Genomic DNA, 15,949 nt, shown 5'->3' on the forward strand with positions numbered 1-15,949 from the left:
TTCCTGTGCACGAAAAACAGAGTATATCATAGGGTTGTCAAAAGAATTTATTAGCACTGAAATCAGAAATTCATGTCAGAAATGGAATGAGAAATTGCTGTATTTATCGTCAATAAATAATGACGGAAGCGATTATTTATTTAAAGCAGGGCGTGGAAAAAGCGAAGCGACGCATAAATTATAACATAATGATATTAGTCATTATTTTACTTTTTTATTCTCGCATGATATCGCTGATGACTAAAAATACGTGGTCCTTAACATCTATTTGATGTGTGTCATTTCAACCAGGATTTATCTCCCCAGACGATGTTTTTTCACCGGAAAACCCGGTAAGATAAGCCTCCTGAAATATATTCCCCCATCACTAACCTGCGGAGTACGTCCCGTTGATCAGCTTGCTTCTTGTTGATGACCATGAACTGGTACGCGTTGGTATTCGTCGCATACTGGAAGATATGAAGGGATTGGTAATTGCCGGGGAAGTGGCTTGTGGTGAGGATGCGGTGAAGTGGTGCCGTAACAATCCGGTGGACGTCGTGCTGATGGATATGAACATGCCTGGCATTGGCGGTCTGGAAGCTACGCGTAAGATCATGCGTTACAACCCGGATATCCGCATTATCATGCTGACCATCCATACGGAGAATCCGCTGCCAGCGAAAGTCATGCAGGCCGGTGCTGCGGGTTACCTGAGTAAGGGAGCCGCGCCACAGGAAGTTGTCAGCGCTATTCGTTCAGTACATGCAGGGCAGCGCTATATTGCTTCTGATATTGCTCAGCAGATGGCGCTCAGCCAGATTGAGCCGCAGAAAGCCGAATCGCCCTTCAGTTGTTTGTCTGAAAGGGAATTGCAGATTATGCTGATGATCACGCGTGGGCAGAAAGTGACGGAGATTTCCGAACAGCTTAGCCTCAGCCCGAAAACCGTTAACAGCTACCGTTATCGTATGTTCAGCAAGCTGAACATCAGTGGCGATGTGGAGTTAACGCATCTGGCCATACGACATGGCCTGTTTAATGCGGAGCCGTTAATCAGTAGTGAGTGACGTTTTTAATTCAAAAGCCTTTCTCAGCACCGTGACCAGTCAGCCCGGCGTCTATCGTATGTATGACGCGACAGGCACGGTGATCTATGTTGGTAAAGCCAAAGACCTCAAAAAACGCCTTAGCAGCTATTTCCGTACACAGGTGGGGAGTCGCAAAACCGAAGCGCTGGTCAGTAACATTCAGCAAATCGATGTCACTGTGACGCACACCGAGACGGAAGCGCTGTTGCTGGAGCATAACTACATCAAGCTTTACCAGCCGCGTTACAACGTGCTGTTGCGTGATGACAAATCTTATCCTTACATCTTTCTCAGCGGCGATAGCCATCCACGACTGGCGATGCATCGTGGGGCGAAACATGCCAAAGGTGAATACTTTGGCCCGTTTCCCAACGGCTATGCCGTGCGTGAAACCCTGGCGCTGTTGCAGAAAGTGTTCCCGATTCGTCAGTGTGAAAACAGCGTCTACCGCAATCGCTCGCGACCTTGCCTGCAATATCAGATTGGTCGTTGCCTCGGCCCCTGTGTCGCCGGTTTGGTCAGTGAGGAAGAGTATGCCCAGCAAACCGATTATGTGCGGCTGTTCCTGGCGGGCAAAGATGACCAGGTATTAAATCAACTGGTAAAAAGGATGGAGGCTGCCAGTCAGGCGCTGCGTTTTGAGGAAGCGGCACGTTTACGTGATCAAATTCTGGCGGTACGTCGTATCACGGAGAAGCAGTTTGTCTCTAATCAGGGAGATGACCTGGATGTGATGGGCGTCGCCTACGATGCAGGTATGGCCTGTCTGCACGTATTGTTTATTCGTCAGGGTAAAGTGCTGGGAAGCCGCAGTTACTTTCCCAAAGTCCCGGCTGATACTGAACTGGCGGAAGTCGTGCAAACGTTTCTGGGGCAGTTCTATTTGCAAGGCAGTGAGGCACGAACCTTACCGGCAGAGATTTTGCTGGATTTCAGTCTTCCGGATCGCGAATTACTGGCGGAATCGCTCAGTGAAATGGCGGGACGCAAAGTCAATATCCAAAGCAAACCGCGTGGCGACAGGGCTCGCTATCTCAAACTGGCGCGTACTAACGCGGCGACCGCGCTAACAACTCGCTTATCACAGCATTCAACGATTCAGCAGCGTCTGGCGGCTCTGGCGGCGTTCCTGGAACTGGATCAGATCAATCGCATGGAATGCTTCGATATCAGTCACACGATGGGTGAGCAAACCATTGCCTCTTGTGTCGTGTTCGATCGCAACGGCCCGTTACGCAGTGATTATCGGCGTTACAACATTGAAGGCATTACGCCTGGCGATGATTACGCCGCAATGAATCAGGTATTGCGCCGCCGCTACGGTAAGGCGCTAGAAGAAGAGAAAATACCGGATGTGATCCTGATTGATGGTGGTAAAGGACAACTGGCGCAGGCGAAACAGGTGTTTGCCGAGCTGGATGTGCCCTGGGATAAAGATCGTCCGATTCTACTCGGTGTGGCAAAAGGCAGCGATCGTAAAGCGGGTCTGGAAACGCTGTTTTTCGAAGCTGAAGGAGAGGGGGTATCGCTGCCGCCGGACTCACCCGCGCTGCATGTGATTCAACATATTCGTGATGATGCTCACAATCATGCGATCTCGGGTCACCGTAAAAAAAGAGCCAAAGTTAAGAACACCAGCGCACTGGAAAGCATCGAGGGCGTTGGGCCAAAACGGCGTCAGCAGTTGCTTAAGTACATGGGGGGCCTACAGCCGCTGATGAATGCCAGTGTCGAAGAGATTGCCAGGGTGCCGGGCATTTCTTTCGCCCTGGCAGAAAAAATCTACTATTCCCTTAAACACTAACATTGAAACAGGGGGGGCAATGTAGGAACATACGTTAAATTCTACCCATACCAGACAGTTACTGGCATATGCAATTTAACATTCCGACATATCTGACCCTGTTTCGAGTTGTCCTGATTCCTTTCTTTGTGCTGGCATTTTATCTGCCATTTCACTGGGCGCCGTTCGTCACCGCGCTTATTTTTGTGGTCGCTGCGGTCACTGACTGGTTTGATGGTTTCCTGGCACGTCGTTGGAAGCAAACCACACGTTTTGGTGCATTTCTCGATCCTGTGGCAGACAAAGTTATGGTGGCAATCGCGCTGGTGTTAGTGGCGGAGCATTTCCACTCCTGGTGGATAACCTTACCCGCAGCCACCATGATTGCCCGTGAGATCATTATTTCTGCGTTACGTGAGTGGATGGCAGAAATTGGCAAGCGCAGCAGCGTGGCCGTCTCCTGGATCGGCAAAGTCAAAACCACCGCGCAGATGTTGTCTCTGGTCGCGTTGTTGTGGCGACATGATGCCACGGTGATTGGCGTTGGTGTGGTCGCGTTGTATATCGCAGCGGTGCTGACATTCTGGTCAATGTATCAATATTTGAACGCAGCGCGTGGCGATTTGTTCGAACGATGATCGATGCGATTTAAAAAGCAGCAAACGGACGCACTGTGTGGATAATTCTATTGACTCATTGCGCCAGTTCAGTAGAATGCATCGCATCGAACGGCAGTGAGTTTGCTAAAAGCTGAATAAAATCAGTAAGTTTGATAGTAATAAGAATATGCGGGAATAGCTCAGTTGGTAGAGCACGACCTTGCCAAGGTCGGGGTCGCGAGTTCGAGTCTCGTTTCCCGCTCCAGATTTAGCACTCTGTTTCAGTAACGGAATGCACATCAGATTAAAAGGCGCGTTGGCAGAGTGGCCATGCAGCGGATTGCAAATCCGTCCACCTCGGTTCGACTCCGGGACGCGCCTCCACTTTACACCCTGCCCGGGTGGTGAAATCGGTAGACACAAGGGATTTAAAATCCCTCGATCGTAAGGTCGTGCGGGTTCAAGTCCCGCCCCGGGCACCATATTTATCTACCGATAAAAACCGAATAAAATCAAAGCAATAAGCAGTGATGTCGTGACCGCCCAAGGGCGGTTTTTTTGTTTCTCCACCTCGCTTTCCTAATATCCTTTCCTAATATTCTCCGTTCTATTTTTGACCACCGACCACAGGGACAACTGCAATCTTGCGATTGTAGCGAGCAGTTTGCTCAACATTTTTATGCCCCGATATCGCCTGCTTCTCATATAAATTCCCATCCAAATCCGAAATGCCCTTGGCCTTCAGATCGTGGAAAGTGAAATCGAAGGTTATCTCTGGAAACTTCTCTTTTGCTTCCTTCTTCGCTTTCAGCCAGCGGCTGTTAAAGCCATCACGGGTATATTTTGCACCTGATGGCTGGTGGATCACATAAATGCTACTCATTCCGGTTTTTAACGGCAGGCATGAAGCATCTTTGATAATTTTCTCAAGGCGCGGAGACCAGCCCTTAATCTGAGACACTGAAGTTTTGCTCTGCTTGATTAATATCCCTTCGTCAATCAATTGGCTTTTCTTCATTTCGAGAACATCACCCTGGCGAGCACAGCACAGATAGGCCAACTCCATAGCAATCTGAACAACGTCAGGTGCAACACTAAACAGTGCGGAATATTCAGCATCTGTCACATAGCGATCACGGGCCTTCTCTTTGAACTGCTTTACACCTTTCGTAGGGTTGCGCTTAACTATGCCCCGCTCATAACCCCAACGATAAATACGCGACATGAAAGCCTTTTCCCTGTTAGCCTGGGTGCGGCTTTTCAGGCCGCGCTTATCCATGTATTTACGGATGTGCTCAGGTTTAACGGCATCAGAAGGCATCGCGCCGAAAACAGCTAAGACACTTTTAGAATATTTTCTGTAATCCTTCTGTGTCTCTGGTGCCAGCTCAAAGAAATCGGCTGACTTGAAGAAACGATCAGCGAGAGCAGCAACAAGGCTGTCATCTGGCAATTCGTTTAAAAGAGCTTCATATGCAGCCCACACCTGAGACTGAGGAGCATCAAAGCTGCAAAGCCTGATTGCTCCACCATTTTTCGGGTGAAACTCAAACGCAGACTTGCCCCGGTACACCCGGGGCGGCATCCAACTATCTTCTTTATTTTTTCTGGTCCGGGCCATTAGTCGAGTGCCCCAAAGTTAGGTTCGAATGCATCCGGCACTGCTGCCTTACGGTGAGTGATGGGATCGTTGAAATGTTGCCAGGTCGTGCGTGGACGTCCATCACGGCGAACCACGAAGAAAACCCCGGCTTGCTTTAGGCACTGGCATTGTTTAGACGGGATTTTGTACCCGGTGATTTGTTCAATGTCAGCGTCAGAAATTATATCGTTGGTCTGCATATCCATCTCTCCATACCTGACCTGCTGCAACAGGGGATTAATTACCGTGACATGTCACGGTGTGATTTTTAATTTCGTTTCATGCCACCCAAGGCGGCACCAACACGCATCTTCTTTTCTAAAGCAACAATCTTGCACCGGCAGTGAATCACCGCACTTACCACACTTACGTTTACTGATGGATTTAATCAGGGAGTGCATCCGTGCATCATCCTGGCGAATCAGCAGCGCGATATACTCCATCGCGTCATAAGGCTCGCGTCCTGGCCTGCGGGCGGCGCAATTACGCGTCAGCATGTCGAGTTCCTGATTATCGAGCACAAGCTCAAGTTTCTTATCACCGGCAGCGGCCTGACGTGCGCGCTGTTCCTTTTTGCGTTCTGCGGGTGACTTAGCCATGACCGAGCACCCACTGATTATTTACATGCACCGCAAGGGGATGAGAGGTATCCGGTAACACTAAATCCTCAACCACTTCCCCGGTTTCAACAAAATAGTAATGGCTGTCCGTGATGTTGTTGATGAAGTGGGCTTCCCGCTCTTTCTCAGGCATCGCATTAAGAATCCGCAATACTTTCTTGCCTATAGGCCGGTAATCGGGTTTATCCCCAACGAGTTTCGCAGCAGCATAGTTGTGATGCCCGTCCATCAAGACGGTGTATTGCTTTCCGCGCAGCACAATCGGATATACGGCCACAATGAAGCGCTTAAATCGGGAAGCCTTGTCTAAGACCTTTGCCTTATTGGTGTAACGCTGGCAACTGATCAAATCCCCCTTAATCATGGCTTCCACCCTCCACGCGCTTAGTAGTCCATGACACGCTATGCTCTGCTGTAAGTGAGAAGGAGCGGCCACACTCAACACATTCATGCGACTCGCCATCAGCATCGTAACTTTCCTCAGTACAGATTTTCGCGCTGCACCAGGGGCACTTGGCAGTATCTTCGCTGTAGAAGTCCCATTCGTCATAGTCTTCATCAGGTACTATCCGAGCGAGAGCTTCAGCGCGCTTTTCAGCTTCTTGTGCTGCGTGACATGCGTGACAAGTAAATCCCCAAACACCGTTTTCGTCTTTTGAACCCCACACTCCGCCGCCACTATCCCATTCATTCCGAGGCGGAATAGTCGTTGCATCCTCTCTCTTTACGCGGCAAGACTGGCAGCGGTCATGCTCATCACAAACGACGTAAGACATTTTTTCGCCATTCTGATTACAATGACCACACCCATTGACCCACATCCACTTACCCTCTATTTCCAGTGCATAGTGGTGTTTTTCAGCAGGCTGCAAGGAAAAGTCGCAGGGCTGAATTTCTTTGCCAGCACGAACAATGCGCGGGCCGAATTGCTGAACCCTGCCGTTTCTAACTCGTTCCATACCTGGTTTGAGTCGAAGGTCGAGAATTGGACCGATGATGATTTCACCCTTGCTCGTTCTTTCCATCACTCACCATCCTTAGCCGCACGCAACCAGATACAAACCACACCGTCTTCAGTGTCGTGGATAGAACCAACAAACCATCCTTCACCAGCCGGTGCTTCAGGTTGCCAGGCTGAAATATCGCAACCATCAACAGACGGGTCGATCATTTCTTCATCGCGGTATTCAACGATCCACTGAAGACCTTGATCGGTCATCCACTGGTTAAACTCAGCAGCAGGAATGAATTCCCGGCCATCACAGAAGGCTAAATAATCAGGGTGAGTCCAGTAGCCATACTGATCGCGCTGCACTTCAACTGGCTTAATCATGCTGCACTCCCGATAGTTGTTTGCTTATCGCGTAACAGGTCCATCTCCAGTTGAGAGATGAGATTGAGGCAGTGCGACACGCCTGGCTGCTGGTGGTTTGCCCGGAGCTGGACGTATTTATGCGTTTGCCCGACCGCCTGAGCGTTCAACTCTTTAATCCACTGGTCGGAAGTAGGAGTGATCATCGCTTCGTTCAGGTCGGCAATAAGGCAAATGGTGTGATCACCAGAAGCCTGGAGCGCCTCGATCACGCCAGGAATCAGGGCGTTAAAGCGCAGGACTTCACCAGCCATTACGTTGGCGCGAGCATTCGCCACATCGAGGCGGGTAGCCAAGTCAGTAACCATTTTCGCCATATCCATCAAGCCGGTATCAGCTGACAAATTCTCCGCAAACGCATGACCGGCTTTCACCAGCTCTTTGTTTGATTTTGTGTTGTGCATGCTGGTGGCCTCAGTGAATGGTGCGGTTAGCATTATTCAGGCGTTCAGCTTCTTTCTGTGCCGCCAGAGGATTGCTGATAATTGAGCCGTCAGGCATTACCCATCCGCCCAGGATGATGCTGTAGGGAAGGGTGACAAACCCGACAACGATGTGATCGTGTGGATGCTGCATATCTGTCTCCATGCCGATTTTTAGTTGCACGAATCCCTTGCCTGAATTAGCAATAAATCAAAAAGGGATTCATTCAAATTGGCTGGTGAGCACTGCAACGCTCACCGCCGTTACTCCATACCTGAAAGGATGTGTGGTGCCGGGTGCCTCCCGGTGCCCTGTGTAAGCTGACAAAGTGCAGGGCGGTGACTGATAGTATTGACGCACCGGATACTAAGGTGATTTGTCAGTTTTACCGCGAGCGCTGAGCCGCATTCACCACAACGGTAAGAGCACTGTCAGGGTGCTTCAGGCGCTATACCCGCCATCGGCCAATGCTCTAACCTGTTGTGTGCCGGAATGTTTCACGGCGACTTACCTTTGTTGAATAACCCGCCTTGCGGCGAGTTAATTCAAAAACTGAGATTGCTGCTTAATTGACTTTTGTCGCCTGAATAGTGGCGCTACCCACATTGTTGCTACACGAATCGTCACTAATGAAAGCCTGGAATGTTGCCGTAGGCTGTGTAACCGTGACGGTAGTCGGTGAGCTGCTGACTGTTGCACCCCAGCGCGCATTACCCATACCACCTTGCAAAAACACACGATCAATAGGGCAACCAGTGCCGCCCTGGCAGTTCATGGTGTTAGATGACAAAGAAAAGGTGTAAGTACCCTGACTCAGACTGAACAGAATAGGGGTACCTTTTTGAATCTGGGTATTACTGAGCGGTGGGTAAATGCAGTTGCTGATAGCACTGACATTAAACGTTTCAGCCTGGCTACCGAACGACAGCAAACCTAGGAGAAACAGGGCCTTTAATTTCATGAAAATTCCTCTTTGATTTATAAACGAACTCAATTACCACAAAAATCAAGGGCACTTACTCCACGTCTCTAAAGCGTTCGAAAACACCCGTTTTGCAAATGCCCTTGTCGTTGTGAAAAAAAGGGCGGTTAAACCAGAGCAATAACCAGAGAAACCGCCAAACAACTACTTGCTCAAAGCGCCTAACACTCCACCGTCACTACACACAGATCACCATCACAAATAAGCTCAGCCTCAGGGAACAGTCTCAGGAAGGTGAGTAAGTCGGCCAGGCTGGTGTTCGCCATGTTCTTAACCATCTTCATTTGGTGTTACCTGATTGCTGTCGATGGATTCATCATAAACATTGTTTGCGATATTCGCAATATTTAAATTGCGCAATATGCAAATTATTGTGGTGGGCAAAAAAATACCGCCACTTTGGGCGGTACTAGTGATGCAGGGAGAAAGGTTAACCGTGTCGTTTGTAGGCTTGTGTCTGACTCATCATCACTTTGCCAAAAACGTAGAAGCGATGCTCATTTTTTTCATCAATGTGCCACTCACGGTACTTCGTATTGTCTGAAAGGACCAATATTTGGTCTGGAATAACTTGTAGTCGTTTTACGTGTATTTTTTCATCAAAACCAAAAACATAGATGCCATCACCATCAACGGCATGCACTGAAACATCAACGAAAATCAGATCGCCTGGGTCAATTGTGCCAGCCATGCTATCACCGCGAACATTAATCACCTTAATTGATGATGATGGCATTCCGTTGAAGAGCGACCGTGCATGCTCATTCTCATACTCGATGGAACGGATGATATCTATCACGTCACCTGATTTGATAGAACCTGGCCCAGCACTGGCGCTCACATCCAAGATATCCACACGATACACAATACCAGCCTCCTGCTTTACACTTTCTTTACTGTGATTATATACAGTAATTTCAGCAGGACCAGTAGTAAATAGATCACTTACGTTGACAGATAGTGCGTCTGCTATCTTCTTAATCGATTGTTCGGTAAATGATTTCTGCTTACCGGTTTCAAGACGTGAAATATTGGCACCGTCTATACCTACGGCTTCAGCCAGCTCTTCAATTTTGAGACCACGCGCTTTGCGCAGCTCTCTTATCTTCATTCCAATGTTCATGCGTTTATTACAAGTCTTATTTGCATGACACGCAAATCATCTTGCGCAAGTCCCTAGACTGCCATAATATGCGCATTACGCAATTAAGGGGGTAAAAATGCAAAATCCGCAAACGCCATTGCGAGCCGTTAGACAGGCAAAAGGCTTAACACTAAATCAGGTGGCAGAAGCAATTCAGTTAGATGTTGGAAACCTTAGCCGAATTGAGAGAGGGATTCAGATTGCCTCGCTCGATGTAGCTGAACGGCTTTCGGTTTTCTTCAAGGGCCAAGTCACTGAAATGCAGATTCTTTATCCAAAACGATTTGTTCTAACTGAAGCTGAACAACGAACGAACCCACCCGGTAAGAATTAAATACTCAAACCGGAAATTACAAAACCACAGTAGCAAGGTGATAACCGTGGATCACAAACACTGGCAAGTAGAAAAACAACCAGCCTGGCTGGTGGCCGCAATCAAGAAGACGATTTCAAGTCTTCCTGGTGGTTATGCAGAGGCTGCTGAGTGGCTGGGCGTAACAGAGGATGCTCTGTTTAACCGCCTCCGCAGCAATGGTGACCAAATCTTCCCGATGGGCTGGGCGATGGTGTTGCAGCAGGCAAGCGGCACTAAGCACATCGCAGATGCAGTTTCTCGCCAGTCTAACAGCGTTAACGTGCCGCTGGTGGACATTGAAGAGGTTGATAACGCTGACATCAATGATCGCCTGATGGAAACCATTGAATGGATTGGTAAGCACACTGCCTATCTGCGTGAAGCAACAGCGGATGGAGAAATTGATAAAGGGGAACGCGAGCAGATTGAAGAGAACAGCTATCAGGTGATGGCGAAATGGCAACAGCATCTTACGTTGCTTTACCGCACTTTTTGCCAGCCAGAAGAGTTGAACGCCCCAGGTTGCAGCCCGGAGCGTTCGGTTGCGATTAATTCCTGGTATGGAGACAAAACCGCATGAACATTTTAACCAGAGAAACTGGTATTCCGCAATTCCGCTGCCTGCCACTTCATGGCCGTTCAGATGAATTCCGGTATGTGCAGATGTTAAACGGAGCGTGGGAACCCATCAATCACGATGATACAGCCGAAGCTGTGGGTAATTTCAATTCGGAGATGAGTCAGGGGGGGGGTGAGCATGAACCCTGCTGATTTCATTCACAAAAACATCGTTAAACAGCTGGTGGGTGAAGGGTATCCGCAGGATGTCGCACTGCGTGGAGCTGACAAAGGCGTAGAACACTATCACCGTTGCTCACAGGCATCACGCAAGGGAAGGATGTTTGACGACTGCCTTTACTTTGCCCGCCAGGAGGCGCGCTTCCAGACCCCTCAGAACGAGCGCAAGCCTAAGCCAGCGCGCAACTCTAAAAACCGTCAGGAGAAATTACTGTGACATGTCACGACATTAATTCTCAGGGCGTACCGGGCGAAGTCATCAGGCCCTGGGTTGAGCGCTACAAAGAAAACAAAGGCCATATCGTTCAGACCATTGGCGTTGATGTGGTCAATCACAGAGTGATTTTCCGCCGCATCAGTCAGGGGTATGAGCACCCATGCGCGCTCGCGCGCGAGACATGGGGAAAGAGGTTCAGGAAGGTAGCGTCATGAATTTATTGATGAAAGTTAAACCTTTGGTGGTGAACCCTGAACTTGCAGCTCGGATTGGGCTGAACGAGGCCATTGTTCTCCAGCAAATCTGTTACTGGCTGGAAGAGACCGAATCTGGTGTTGAGCGGGATGGCGTCAGGTGGGTTTATAACACGCATGAGCAGTGGTGTGAGCAATTCCCGTTCTGGTCACTTGATACTGTTAAACGCACATTGAACAGCCTCAAAAAACAGGAACTCATCCGTTCAGAACAGTTGAATAAGTCGCGTCATGACAGGACTAATTTTTACTCAATTAACTTTGAAAACCCGATTCTGTCCGATGAGTGCAATTTGCCCTCATCGAGCAGTGCAAAAACCAACAATCGAGAAATGCAAAATGCACCAGTCGAAGATGGCAAGCTGCCACCATCGAACAGGTGCAATCTGCCCTCATCGATGGGGGGCAAATTGCCCTCATCTCTTACAGAGAATACAACAGAGAATACTACAGAGATTACAGGTAAAGACTCTTGTCAGGTTTCTGCGAAACCCGACGACGAAGTTGATTTTTTATCCTCTTACCCTGAAGCAGCCATCTACAGCGCCAAGAAACGCCAGTGGGGTACAGCAGAAGACCTTCGCTGCGCCAAATGGATCTGGTCCCGCATTACCGACCTGTACGAGAAAGCCGCAGAGACCGATGGGGAGATCAGCAAACCCAAAGAACCCAACTGGGTGGACTGGGCGAACGAGATTCGCCTGATGTGTACTCGTGATGGCCGTAATCATCGCCAGATATGTGAGCTGTTTGGGCGTGCGCAACGTGATGCATTCTGGTGCCGCAATGTATTAAGCCCCTCAAAGCTGCGTGAAAAGTGGGATGAGCTTTCCCTCAAGTTAAGCCCGGCAGTAGGCCCGCGTGATGTTAATCAAACCGCGAATGTTGATTACACCATTCCTGATGGCTGGCGGGGGGCATGATGAACACAGAGACGTTAATTCTGACTCACCTGATGAGCTTTCCCGGTCAGACCCCAGCGCAGATTGCCAATGCAATCGGACGCACCCGCAGCACTGTTGGCGCATCTCTGCCAGTGATGGTTGCTGTTGGTGACATCTGGAGTGATGCCGAAGCTCGCTATTACACCGCAGAGCCAGCAGGCGAGGGTGATGAGAAATACATTGCGCTTTGTGACGAGGCATATCGCCTTCAAGAGCGGAATTTATGGAACCCAGCCGCGCACGTCTGGCATCAGGCCCAAGAGGCAACACTCAAGCCGGGGCTACGCGAGAAGGCACGAATCAAGGCAATCCTGTGTGTCGAGAGGGCCAGAGAGAAAGACCCTCGACCTGGTCCTGATCCTTTCTGCCGTAGGGGTAACTTCCGATGAAAGCAGCCCTATATCGCCACTGGCGGCGCAACGAAGATTTCTACCGTGGAGCACGTCCTGCGGTCCTGATGATAACCGGTCTGATTATTACCCTTGCATGGGAGCTGGCAACCAAATGACTACACTGGCACGGATTTACGACAATAAAGCAAAAACCGAAACCAACATCACCACGCGTAAAACCTACCTGCTGGGCGTGGATGAACTCTACATTGAGCCGGGTTACAACGTGCGTGAGATTGACCAGACGCACGTTGAAGAATTCCGTGATGCGTTTATCGCTGGGGAACACGTACCCCCCCTGACCGTTCAGGTGACAGAGCAGGGCGTTAAGATTATCGACGGTCATCACCGCTGGCATGGCGCGAAGCTGGCACAGGCAGCAGGTCATGAAATCCGCCTGGAGTGCAAAGACTTTGTAGGCAGTGAAGCCGATCGCATTGCCTTCATGGTCACAAGCAGCCAGGGCAGAGCGCTGGAGCCGCTGGAGCGTGCCGCCGCGTATCAGCGCATGATCAATCAGGGCTGGGAACCGGCAGAAATTGCCAAAAAGGTGAAACGCTCTCCCGCCGATGTTGATCATCACCTCCAGTTACTGACCGTTGGTGATGGCCTGCTTGCGATGGTCAAAACTGGCGAAGTTGCCGCAACTACGGCAGTAGCGTTAGCTCGTGAGCATGGAGCGAAAGCCGAAAGCGTTGCCAAAACTCAACTGGAGAAGGCCAAAGCCAGCGGGAAGAAGAAACTGACCCGCTCCGCTGCCATTCCGCAGTTTAGTGCAACCCAAATGCGCAAGTTGGTGGAGTTGCTAGCCAAAAACTGCGAAGCGCAGTTGGCGGAGGAAACATTCGAAATCAGCCTCGACTTTGAAACCGGCCTTCAGGCGCTGGAAGTTATGCAAATTATCAGGGAAGCCAAAGAACATTACGGATCGTCAGGCTCACATGATGACATTGGTCTACATGAAACCCCATTACCACTCAAACGCTCAGATATCCTGGAGTGTAGCGGTATTGAAGTTCTGGCCTGTGTAGTTGCCGCGTTCGGCGATAAAGAGACTTACACGCATTCGGAATCCAAGTACGCGCACACATGGGCCGCTGATAGCGTAGCATCCCCTGAATTCCTTGTTATACCTGCCGAGACCATCGACAAAGCAGTCTCTTTCATCAGCAAACACATTGCGCATGAAGAGATTTCGGGTTGGGTGTCGGATAAATATCAGGGCGATCCAGATATTGAAGGGGTCACGAAGCGTTACGCGGATGTGATTTCAGAAACCGATATGCCTCTCGACCAGATTCTGGCGCTGCTGGATGGTATCAACCTTGAATGTGGTTACAACATCCGAGAGTTACGCTGTGAATTCAGCTCCCGCCTGTCTCGCATTGCAATTCCAGATATTGGGGAGGGCGCGGCATGAAATTAACCCTGCCATTCCCTCCAACAGTAAACACCTACTGGCGTAACACGCCAAAGGGAGTATTAATCAGCGCCTCCGGGCGCTCTTTCCGTAACGAGTCTATTGCGTCGGTCTGGAAGCAGTTAAAGCGCCGACCAAAGCCTATCACCACTGACGTTCAGGTGAATGTGATCCTGCACCCGCCAACAGCGAGAAGTCGCGACCTGGACAACTACCAGAAAGCGCTATTCGACAGCCTGACGCATGCCGGTGTATGGCTGGACGACAGCCAGATTAAGCGAATCATCATTGAGTGGGGGCCGGTCATCAAAGGCGGCAAAGCTGAGGTGACGATCAGTGAATACCAAGCGGTGGCCGCATGAGAGCAATTCTCACACCTGATGTTGCCATCAATACCGGAATTGTTCTGTTAAAGCCTGGTCGCGACCTGATGCCGATGTTCCGCGAGCGTGTCTTGGTCTGTACGATGCCCCGTGACATGTCACACCTTCCATCAGGCTTAGTCAACGACAGCAGCCAGCCATTACTGGACGAAAAATCACTGGCAGGATTCTTTAATGATGACCGGGTGATTAAAGCCGCTGGCGGATGGGAAGCGCATGACGCGTGGGTGCAAAAAATTAACGCCTGCCAGCTTCAGAAAAAGGATTCGTATCATCATCCGCATTACACTACCTTGCGGACCGAATCTGGAACGGTTTGCCTGTGTTATCACGATGATAATTACTGCCGTGAGAATGGCTTACCTGAATCACTTGAAAGTGTTGCGGCTGGTAATATGGCGCGGTGGATTATCGAATCCGCCTGTATTCAGATGGGGTTAGGTTCGGACCATCGGATGACATTACCAGAGCTGTGCTGGTGGGCCTGTCTTAATGACGTTACGGACCTGATACCTGAAGCACCAGCGCGCCGTGTGCTGCGTATGCCAGAAGAGAAACCGGCTACAGGAGCACTGAAGGAATCACGCATCCAGCCGGAACGTGCCGCACGGGAAGTTATACAGGAAGCGGCTGAGGTGGTTAAAGCCGTCATCAACCTGGCTATCGACCCGGAATCACCAGAATCATTCATGAAGCGGCCAAAGCGCCGCCGACTGGAAAACGAGAAGTACACGCGTTGGGTAAAAGCGCAGCCATGCGCCTGCTGTAATAATCCGGCAGATGACCCGCACCACATCATCGGACACGGACAGGGAGGAATGGGAACCAAGGCACACGATTTGTTTGTGATACCGCTTTGCAGGGCGCATCACGACGAACTCCATCGCGACCCGGTGGCATTCGAAAACAAATACGGGAGCCAGTTAGAGCTGCTGTTCAGATTCCTTGATCGCACGATAGGCATCGGCGTGATCGGGATAGCGAAAAAATAAAACGGTATGGAGAAATAATAATGCGTGACATGTCACGAGTATTAGAACGTTGGGCAGGCTGGGCGCGCTCGGAAAATAGCGGTGTGGATTATTCAGCGATAGCTGCCGGTTTCAAAGGGCTACTTCCCCAAACATCAAAAATGACCCTTTCTTGTAGTGATGATGATGGGCTGGTTATTGAATCCTGTTTAGCCAGGCTGAGAATCAAGCGGCCTGATGAGCATCAGCTTATCGTTCTGCATTACTTTTATAATATCCCAAAACGCAAGCTGGCGCAGCGCGCGAAACGTGACGAGAAAATGATTCGCATACAAGTTCAGATGGCTGAAGGTTTCGTAGAGGGCTGTCTCGCGTGGCTTGATACAAGGCTTGATATGGATGTTGAATTCGAAACATCAAAATCAAATTAGATGTATTAGCTTAGATTTTACCTGACACAGCTATGGCACAGAGCCAAACCTAATCTGACAGGCAGCTCTGTGCCAACAGCGGACGTTGCGAAAGCAGAGTGGTTTAATCGAAAGGAAATGGTCCATACATCCTATTGTTGCATAAAAAC

General features: G+C 49.8%; 24 protein-coding genes and 3 tRNA genes. 17 read left to right on the top strand and 10 right to left on the bottom strand.

Annotation, left to right across the window (positions count from 1 at the left end):
• Positions 1-389: 389 nt before the first annotated feature.
• From uvrY to CTZ24_RS07210, 6 genes are all read left to right on the top strand, one after another.
• Positions 390-1,049 carry a UvrY/SirA/GacA family response regulator transcription factor gene (uvrY, locus tag CTZ24_RS07185; protein WP_013508586.1) on the top strand — a complete coding sequence of 220 codons (660 nt, stop codon included), beginning with the start codon at positions 390-392 and terminating at the stop codon, positions 1,047-1,049.
• Positions 1,042-2,874 (top strand): excinuclease ABC subunit UvrC, encoded by a 1,833-nt coding sequence (gene uvrC, locus CTZ24_RS07190; protein ID WP_021182673.1) that lies wholly within the window; start codon positions 1,042-1,044, stop codon positions 2,872-2,874. The genes uvrY and uvrC overlap by 8 nt, the downstream gene beginning before the upstream one ends.
• A 68-nt stretch (positions 2,875-2,942) precedes the next feature.
• A complete protein-coding gene (pgsA, locus tag CTZ24_RS07195; RefSeq protein WP_208725162.1) occupies positions 2,943-3,491 on the top strand; it encodes a CDP-diacylglycerol--glycerol-3-phosphate 3-phosphatidyltransferase in 549 nt (182 codons plus the stop codon).
• Positions 3,492-3,641: 150 nt separating this feature from the next.
• A tRNA-Gly gene (locus CTZ24_RS07200) sits at positions 3,642-3,717 on the top strand.
• Positions 3,718-3,762: 45 nt separating this feature from the next.
• Positions 3,763-3,836 (top strand) — tRNA-Cys (locus tag CTZ24_RS07205).
• A gap of 11 nt (positions 3,837-3,847) precedes the next feature.
• A tRNA-Leu gene (locus CTZ24_RS07210) sits at positions 3,848-3,934 on the top strand.
• A gap of 125 nt (positions 3,935-4,059) precedes the next feature.
• Here CTZ24_RS07210 and CTZ24_RS07215 read toward each other — a convergent pair.
• The 10 genes from CTZ24_RS07215 to CTZ24_RS07260 all read right to left on the bottom strand — a co-directional run bounded on the left by CTZ24_RS07215 (position 4,060) and on the right by CTZ24_RS07260 (position 9,614).
• Positions 4,060-5,073, bottom strand: a complete 1,014-nt coding sequence (locus CTZ24_RS07215) for a tyrosine-type recombinase/integrase (RefSeq protein WP_208725163.1) — start codon at positions 5,071-5,073, stop codon at positions 4,060-4,062.
• Positions 5,073-5,300: a DUF4224 domain-containing protein gene (locus CTZ24_RS07220; RefSeq protein ID WP_208725164.1), complete on the bottom strand. Its 228-nt coding sequence runs from the start codon at positions 5,298-5,300 to the stop codon at positions 5,073-5,075. Before CTZ24_RS07220 ends, CTZ24_RS07215 begins: the two co-directional genes overlap by 1 nt.
• Before the next feature lie 48 nt (positions 5,301-5,348).
• Positions 5,349-5,693 carry a hypothetical protein gene (locus CTZ24_RS07225; protein ID WP_208725165.1) on the bottom strand — a complete coding sequence of 115 codons (345 nt, stop codon included), beginning with the start codon at positions 5,691-5,693 and terminating at the stop codon, positions 5,349-5,351.
• Positions 5,686-6,078: a chromosome partitioning protein ParB gene (locus CTZ24_RS07230; protein ID WP_208725166.1), complete on the bottom strand. Its 393-nt coding sequence runs from the start codon at positions 6,076-6,078 to the stop codon at positions 5,686-5,688. The genes CTZ24_RS07225 and CTZ24_RS07230 overlap by 8 nt, the downstream gene beginning before the upstream one ends.
• The gene (locus CTZ24_RS07235) at positions 6,071-6,739 is read right to left on the bottom strand and encodes a hypothetical protein (RefSeq protein ID WP_208725167.1); all 669 of its coding nucleotides are present in this window, start codon (positions 6,737-6,739) and stop codon (positions 6,071-6,073) included. The genes CTZ24_RS07230 and CTZ24_RS07235 overlap by 8 nt, the downstream gene beginning before the upstream one ends.
• The gene (locus tag CTZ24_RS07240) at positions 6,739-7,047 is read right to left on the bottom strand and encodes a hypothetical protein (protein WP_208725168.1); all 309 of its coding nucleotides are present in this window, start codon (positions 7,045-7,047) and stop codon (positions 6,739-6,741) included. Before CTZ24_RS07240 ends, CTZ24_RS07235 begins: the two co-directional genes overlap by 1 nt.
• Positions 7,044-7,490, bottom strand: coding sequence for a hypothetical protein (locus tag CTZ24_RS07245; protein WP_208725169.1), 447 nt, complete (start codon positions 7,488-7,490; stop codon positions 7,044-7,046). The genes CTZ24_RS07240 and CTZ24_RS07245 overlap by 4 nt, the downstream gene beginning before the upstream one ends.
• Positions 7,491-7,500: 10 nt before the next feature.
• Positions 7,501-7,662, bottom strand: a complete 162-nt coding sequence (locus CTZ24_RS07250; RefSeq protein ID WP_208725170.1) for a DUF1317 family protein — start codon at positions 7,660-7,662, stop codon at positions 7,501-7,503.
• Positions 7,663-8,074: 412 nt separating this feature from the next.
• The gene (locus CTZ24_RS07255; protein ID WP_036624652.1) at positions 8,075-8,470 is read right to left on the bottom strand and encodes a hypothetical protein; all 396 of its coding nucleotides are present in this window, start codon (positions 8,468-8,470) and stop codon (positions 8,075-8,077) included.
• 451 nt (positions 8,471-8,921) lie between these two features.
• Positions 8,922-9,614, bottom strand: coding sequence for an XRE family transcriptional regulator (locus CTZ24_RS07260; RefSeq protein WP_208725171.1), 693 nt, complete (start codon positions 9,612-9,614; stop codon positions 8,922-8,924).
• Between the two features lie 97 nt (positions 9,615-9,711).
• Here CTZ24_RS07260 and CTZ24_RS07265 point away from each other — a divergent pair, with 97 nt between their 5' ends.
• The 11 genes from CTZ24_RS07265 (at position 9,712) to CTZ24_RS07310 (ending at position 15,800) form a co-directional block, all read left to right on the top strand.
• Positions 9,712-9,969 carry a helix-turn-helix domain-containing protein gene (locus CTZ24_RS07265; protein ID WP_208725172.1) on the top strand — a complete coding sequence of 86 codons (258 nt, stop codon included), beginning with the start codon at positions 9,712-9,714 and terminating at the stop codon, positions 9,967-9,969.
• A 46-nt stretch (positions 9,970-10,015) separates the two neighbouring features.
• The gene (locus CTZ24_RS07270; RefSeq protein WP_208725173.1) at positions 10,016-10,570 is read left to right on the top strand and encodes a YmfL family putative regulatory protein; all 555 of its coding nucleotides are present in this window, start codon (positions 10,016-10,018) and stop codon (positions 10,568-10,570) included.
• 177 nt (positions 10,571-10,747) lie between these two features.
• Positions 10,748-11,005 (top strand): hypothetical protein, encoded by a 258-nt coding sequence (locus tag CTZ24_RS07275; protein ID WP_208725603.1) that lies wholly within the window; start codon positions 10,748-10,750, stop codon positions 11,003-11,005.
• Positions 11,002-11,220: a DUF4222 domain-containing protein gene (locus tag CTZ24_RS07280; RefSeq protein ID WP_244634025.1), complete on the top strand. Its 219-nt coding sequence runs from the start codon at positions 11,002-11,004 to the stop codon at positions 11,218-11,220. The genes CTZ24_RS07275 and CTZ24_RS07280 overlap by 4 nt, the downstream gene beginning before the upstream one ends.
• Positions 11,217-12,182 (top strand): phage replication protein O, encoded by a 966-nt coding sequence (locus CTZ24_RS07285; RefSeq protein WP_208725174.1) that lies wholly within the window; start codon positions 11,217-11,219, stop codon positions 12,180-12,182. Before CTZ24_RS07280 ends, CTZ24_RS07285 begins: the two co-directional genes overlap by 4 nt.
• Positions 12,179-12,592 carry a hypothetical protein gene (locus tag CTZ24_RS07290; protein ID WP_036624658.1) on the top strand — a complete coding sequence of 138 codons (414 nt, stop codon included), beginning with the start codon at positions 12,179-12,181 and terminating at the stop codon, positions 12,590-12,592. Before CTZ24_RS07285 ends, CTZ24_RS07290 begins: the two co-directional genes overlap by 4 nt.
• Positions 12,589-12,711, top strand: a complete 123-nt coding sequence (locus tag CTZ24_RS26840; protein ID WP_256402054.1) for a hypothetical protein — start codon at positions 12,589-12,591, stop codon at positions 12,709-12,711. The genes CTZ24_RS07290 and CTZ24_RS26840 overlap by 4 nt, the downstream gene beginning before the upstream one ends.
• Entirely contained in the window at positions 12,708-14,015 is a 1,308-nt protein-coding gene (locus CTZ24_RS07295; RefSeq protein ID WP_208725175.1) for a ParB/RepB/Spo0J family partition protein, read from the top strand. Before CTZ24_RS26840 ends, CTZ24_RS07295 begins: the two co-directional genes overlap by 4 nt.
• On the top strand, positions 14,012-14,377 hold the full coding sequence (locus CTZ24_RS07300) for a RusA family crossover junction endodeoxyribonuclease (RefSeq protein ID WP_208725176.1): 366 nt from the start codon (positions 14,012-14,014) through the stop codon (positions 14,375-14,377). Before CTZ24_RS07295 ends, CTZ24_RS07300 begins: the two co-directional genes overlap by 4 nt.
• On the top strand, positions 14,374-15,390 hold the full coding sequence (locus tag CTZ24_RS07305; protein WP_208725177.1) for a DUF968 domain-containing protein: 1,017 nt from the start codon (positions 14,374-14,376) through the stop codon (positions 15,388-15,390). The genes CTZ24_RS07300 and CTZ24_RS07305 overlap by 4 nt, the downstream gene beginning before the upstream one ends.
• 20 nt (positions 15,391-15,410) lie before the next feature.
• A complete protein-coding gene (locus tag CTZ24_RS07310) occupies positions 15,411-15,800 on the top strand; it encodes an antiterminator Q family protein (protein ID WP_208725178.1) in 390 nt (129 codons plus the stop codon).
• Positions 15,801-15,949: the final 149 nt, after the last annotated feature.

The sequence above is a fragment of the Pantoea phytobeneficialis genome (assembly GCF_009728735.1).
GTDB lineage: Bacteria > Pseudomonadota > Gammaproteobacteria > Enterobacterales > Enterobacteriaceae > Pantoea > Pantoea phytobeneficialis.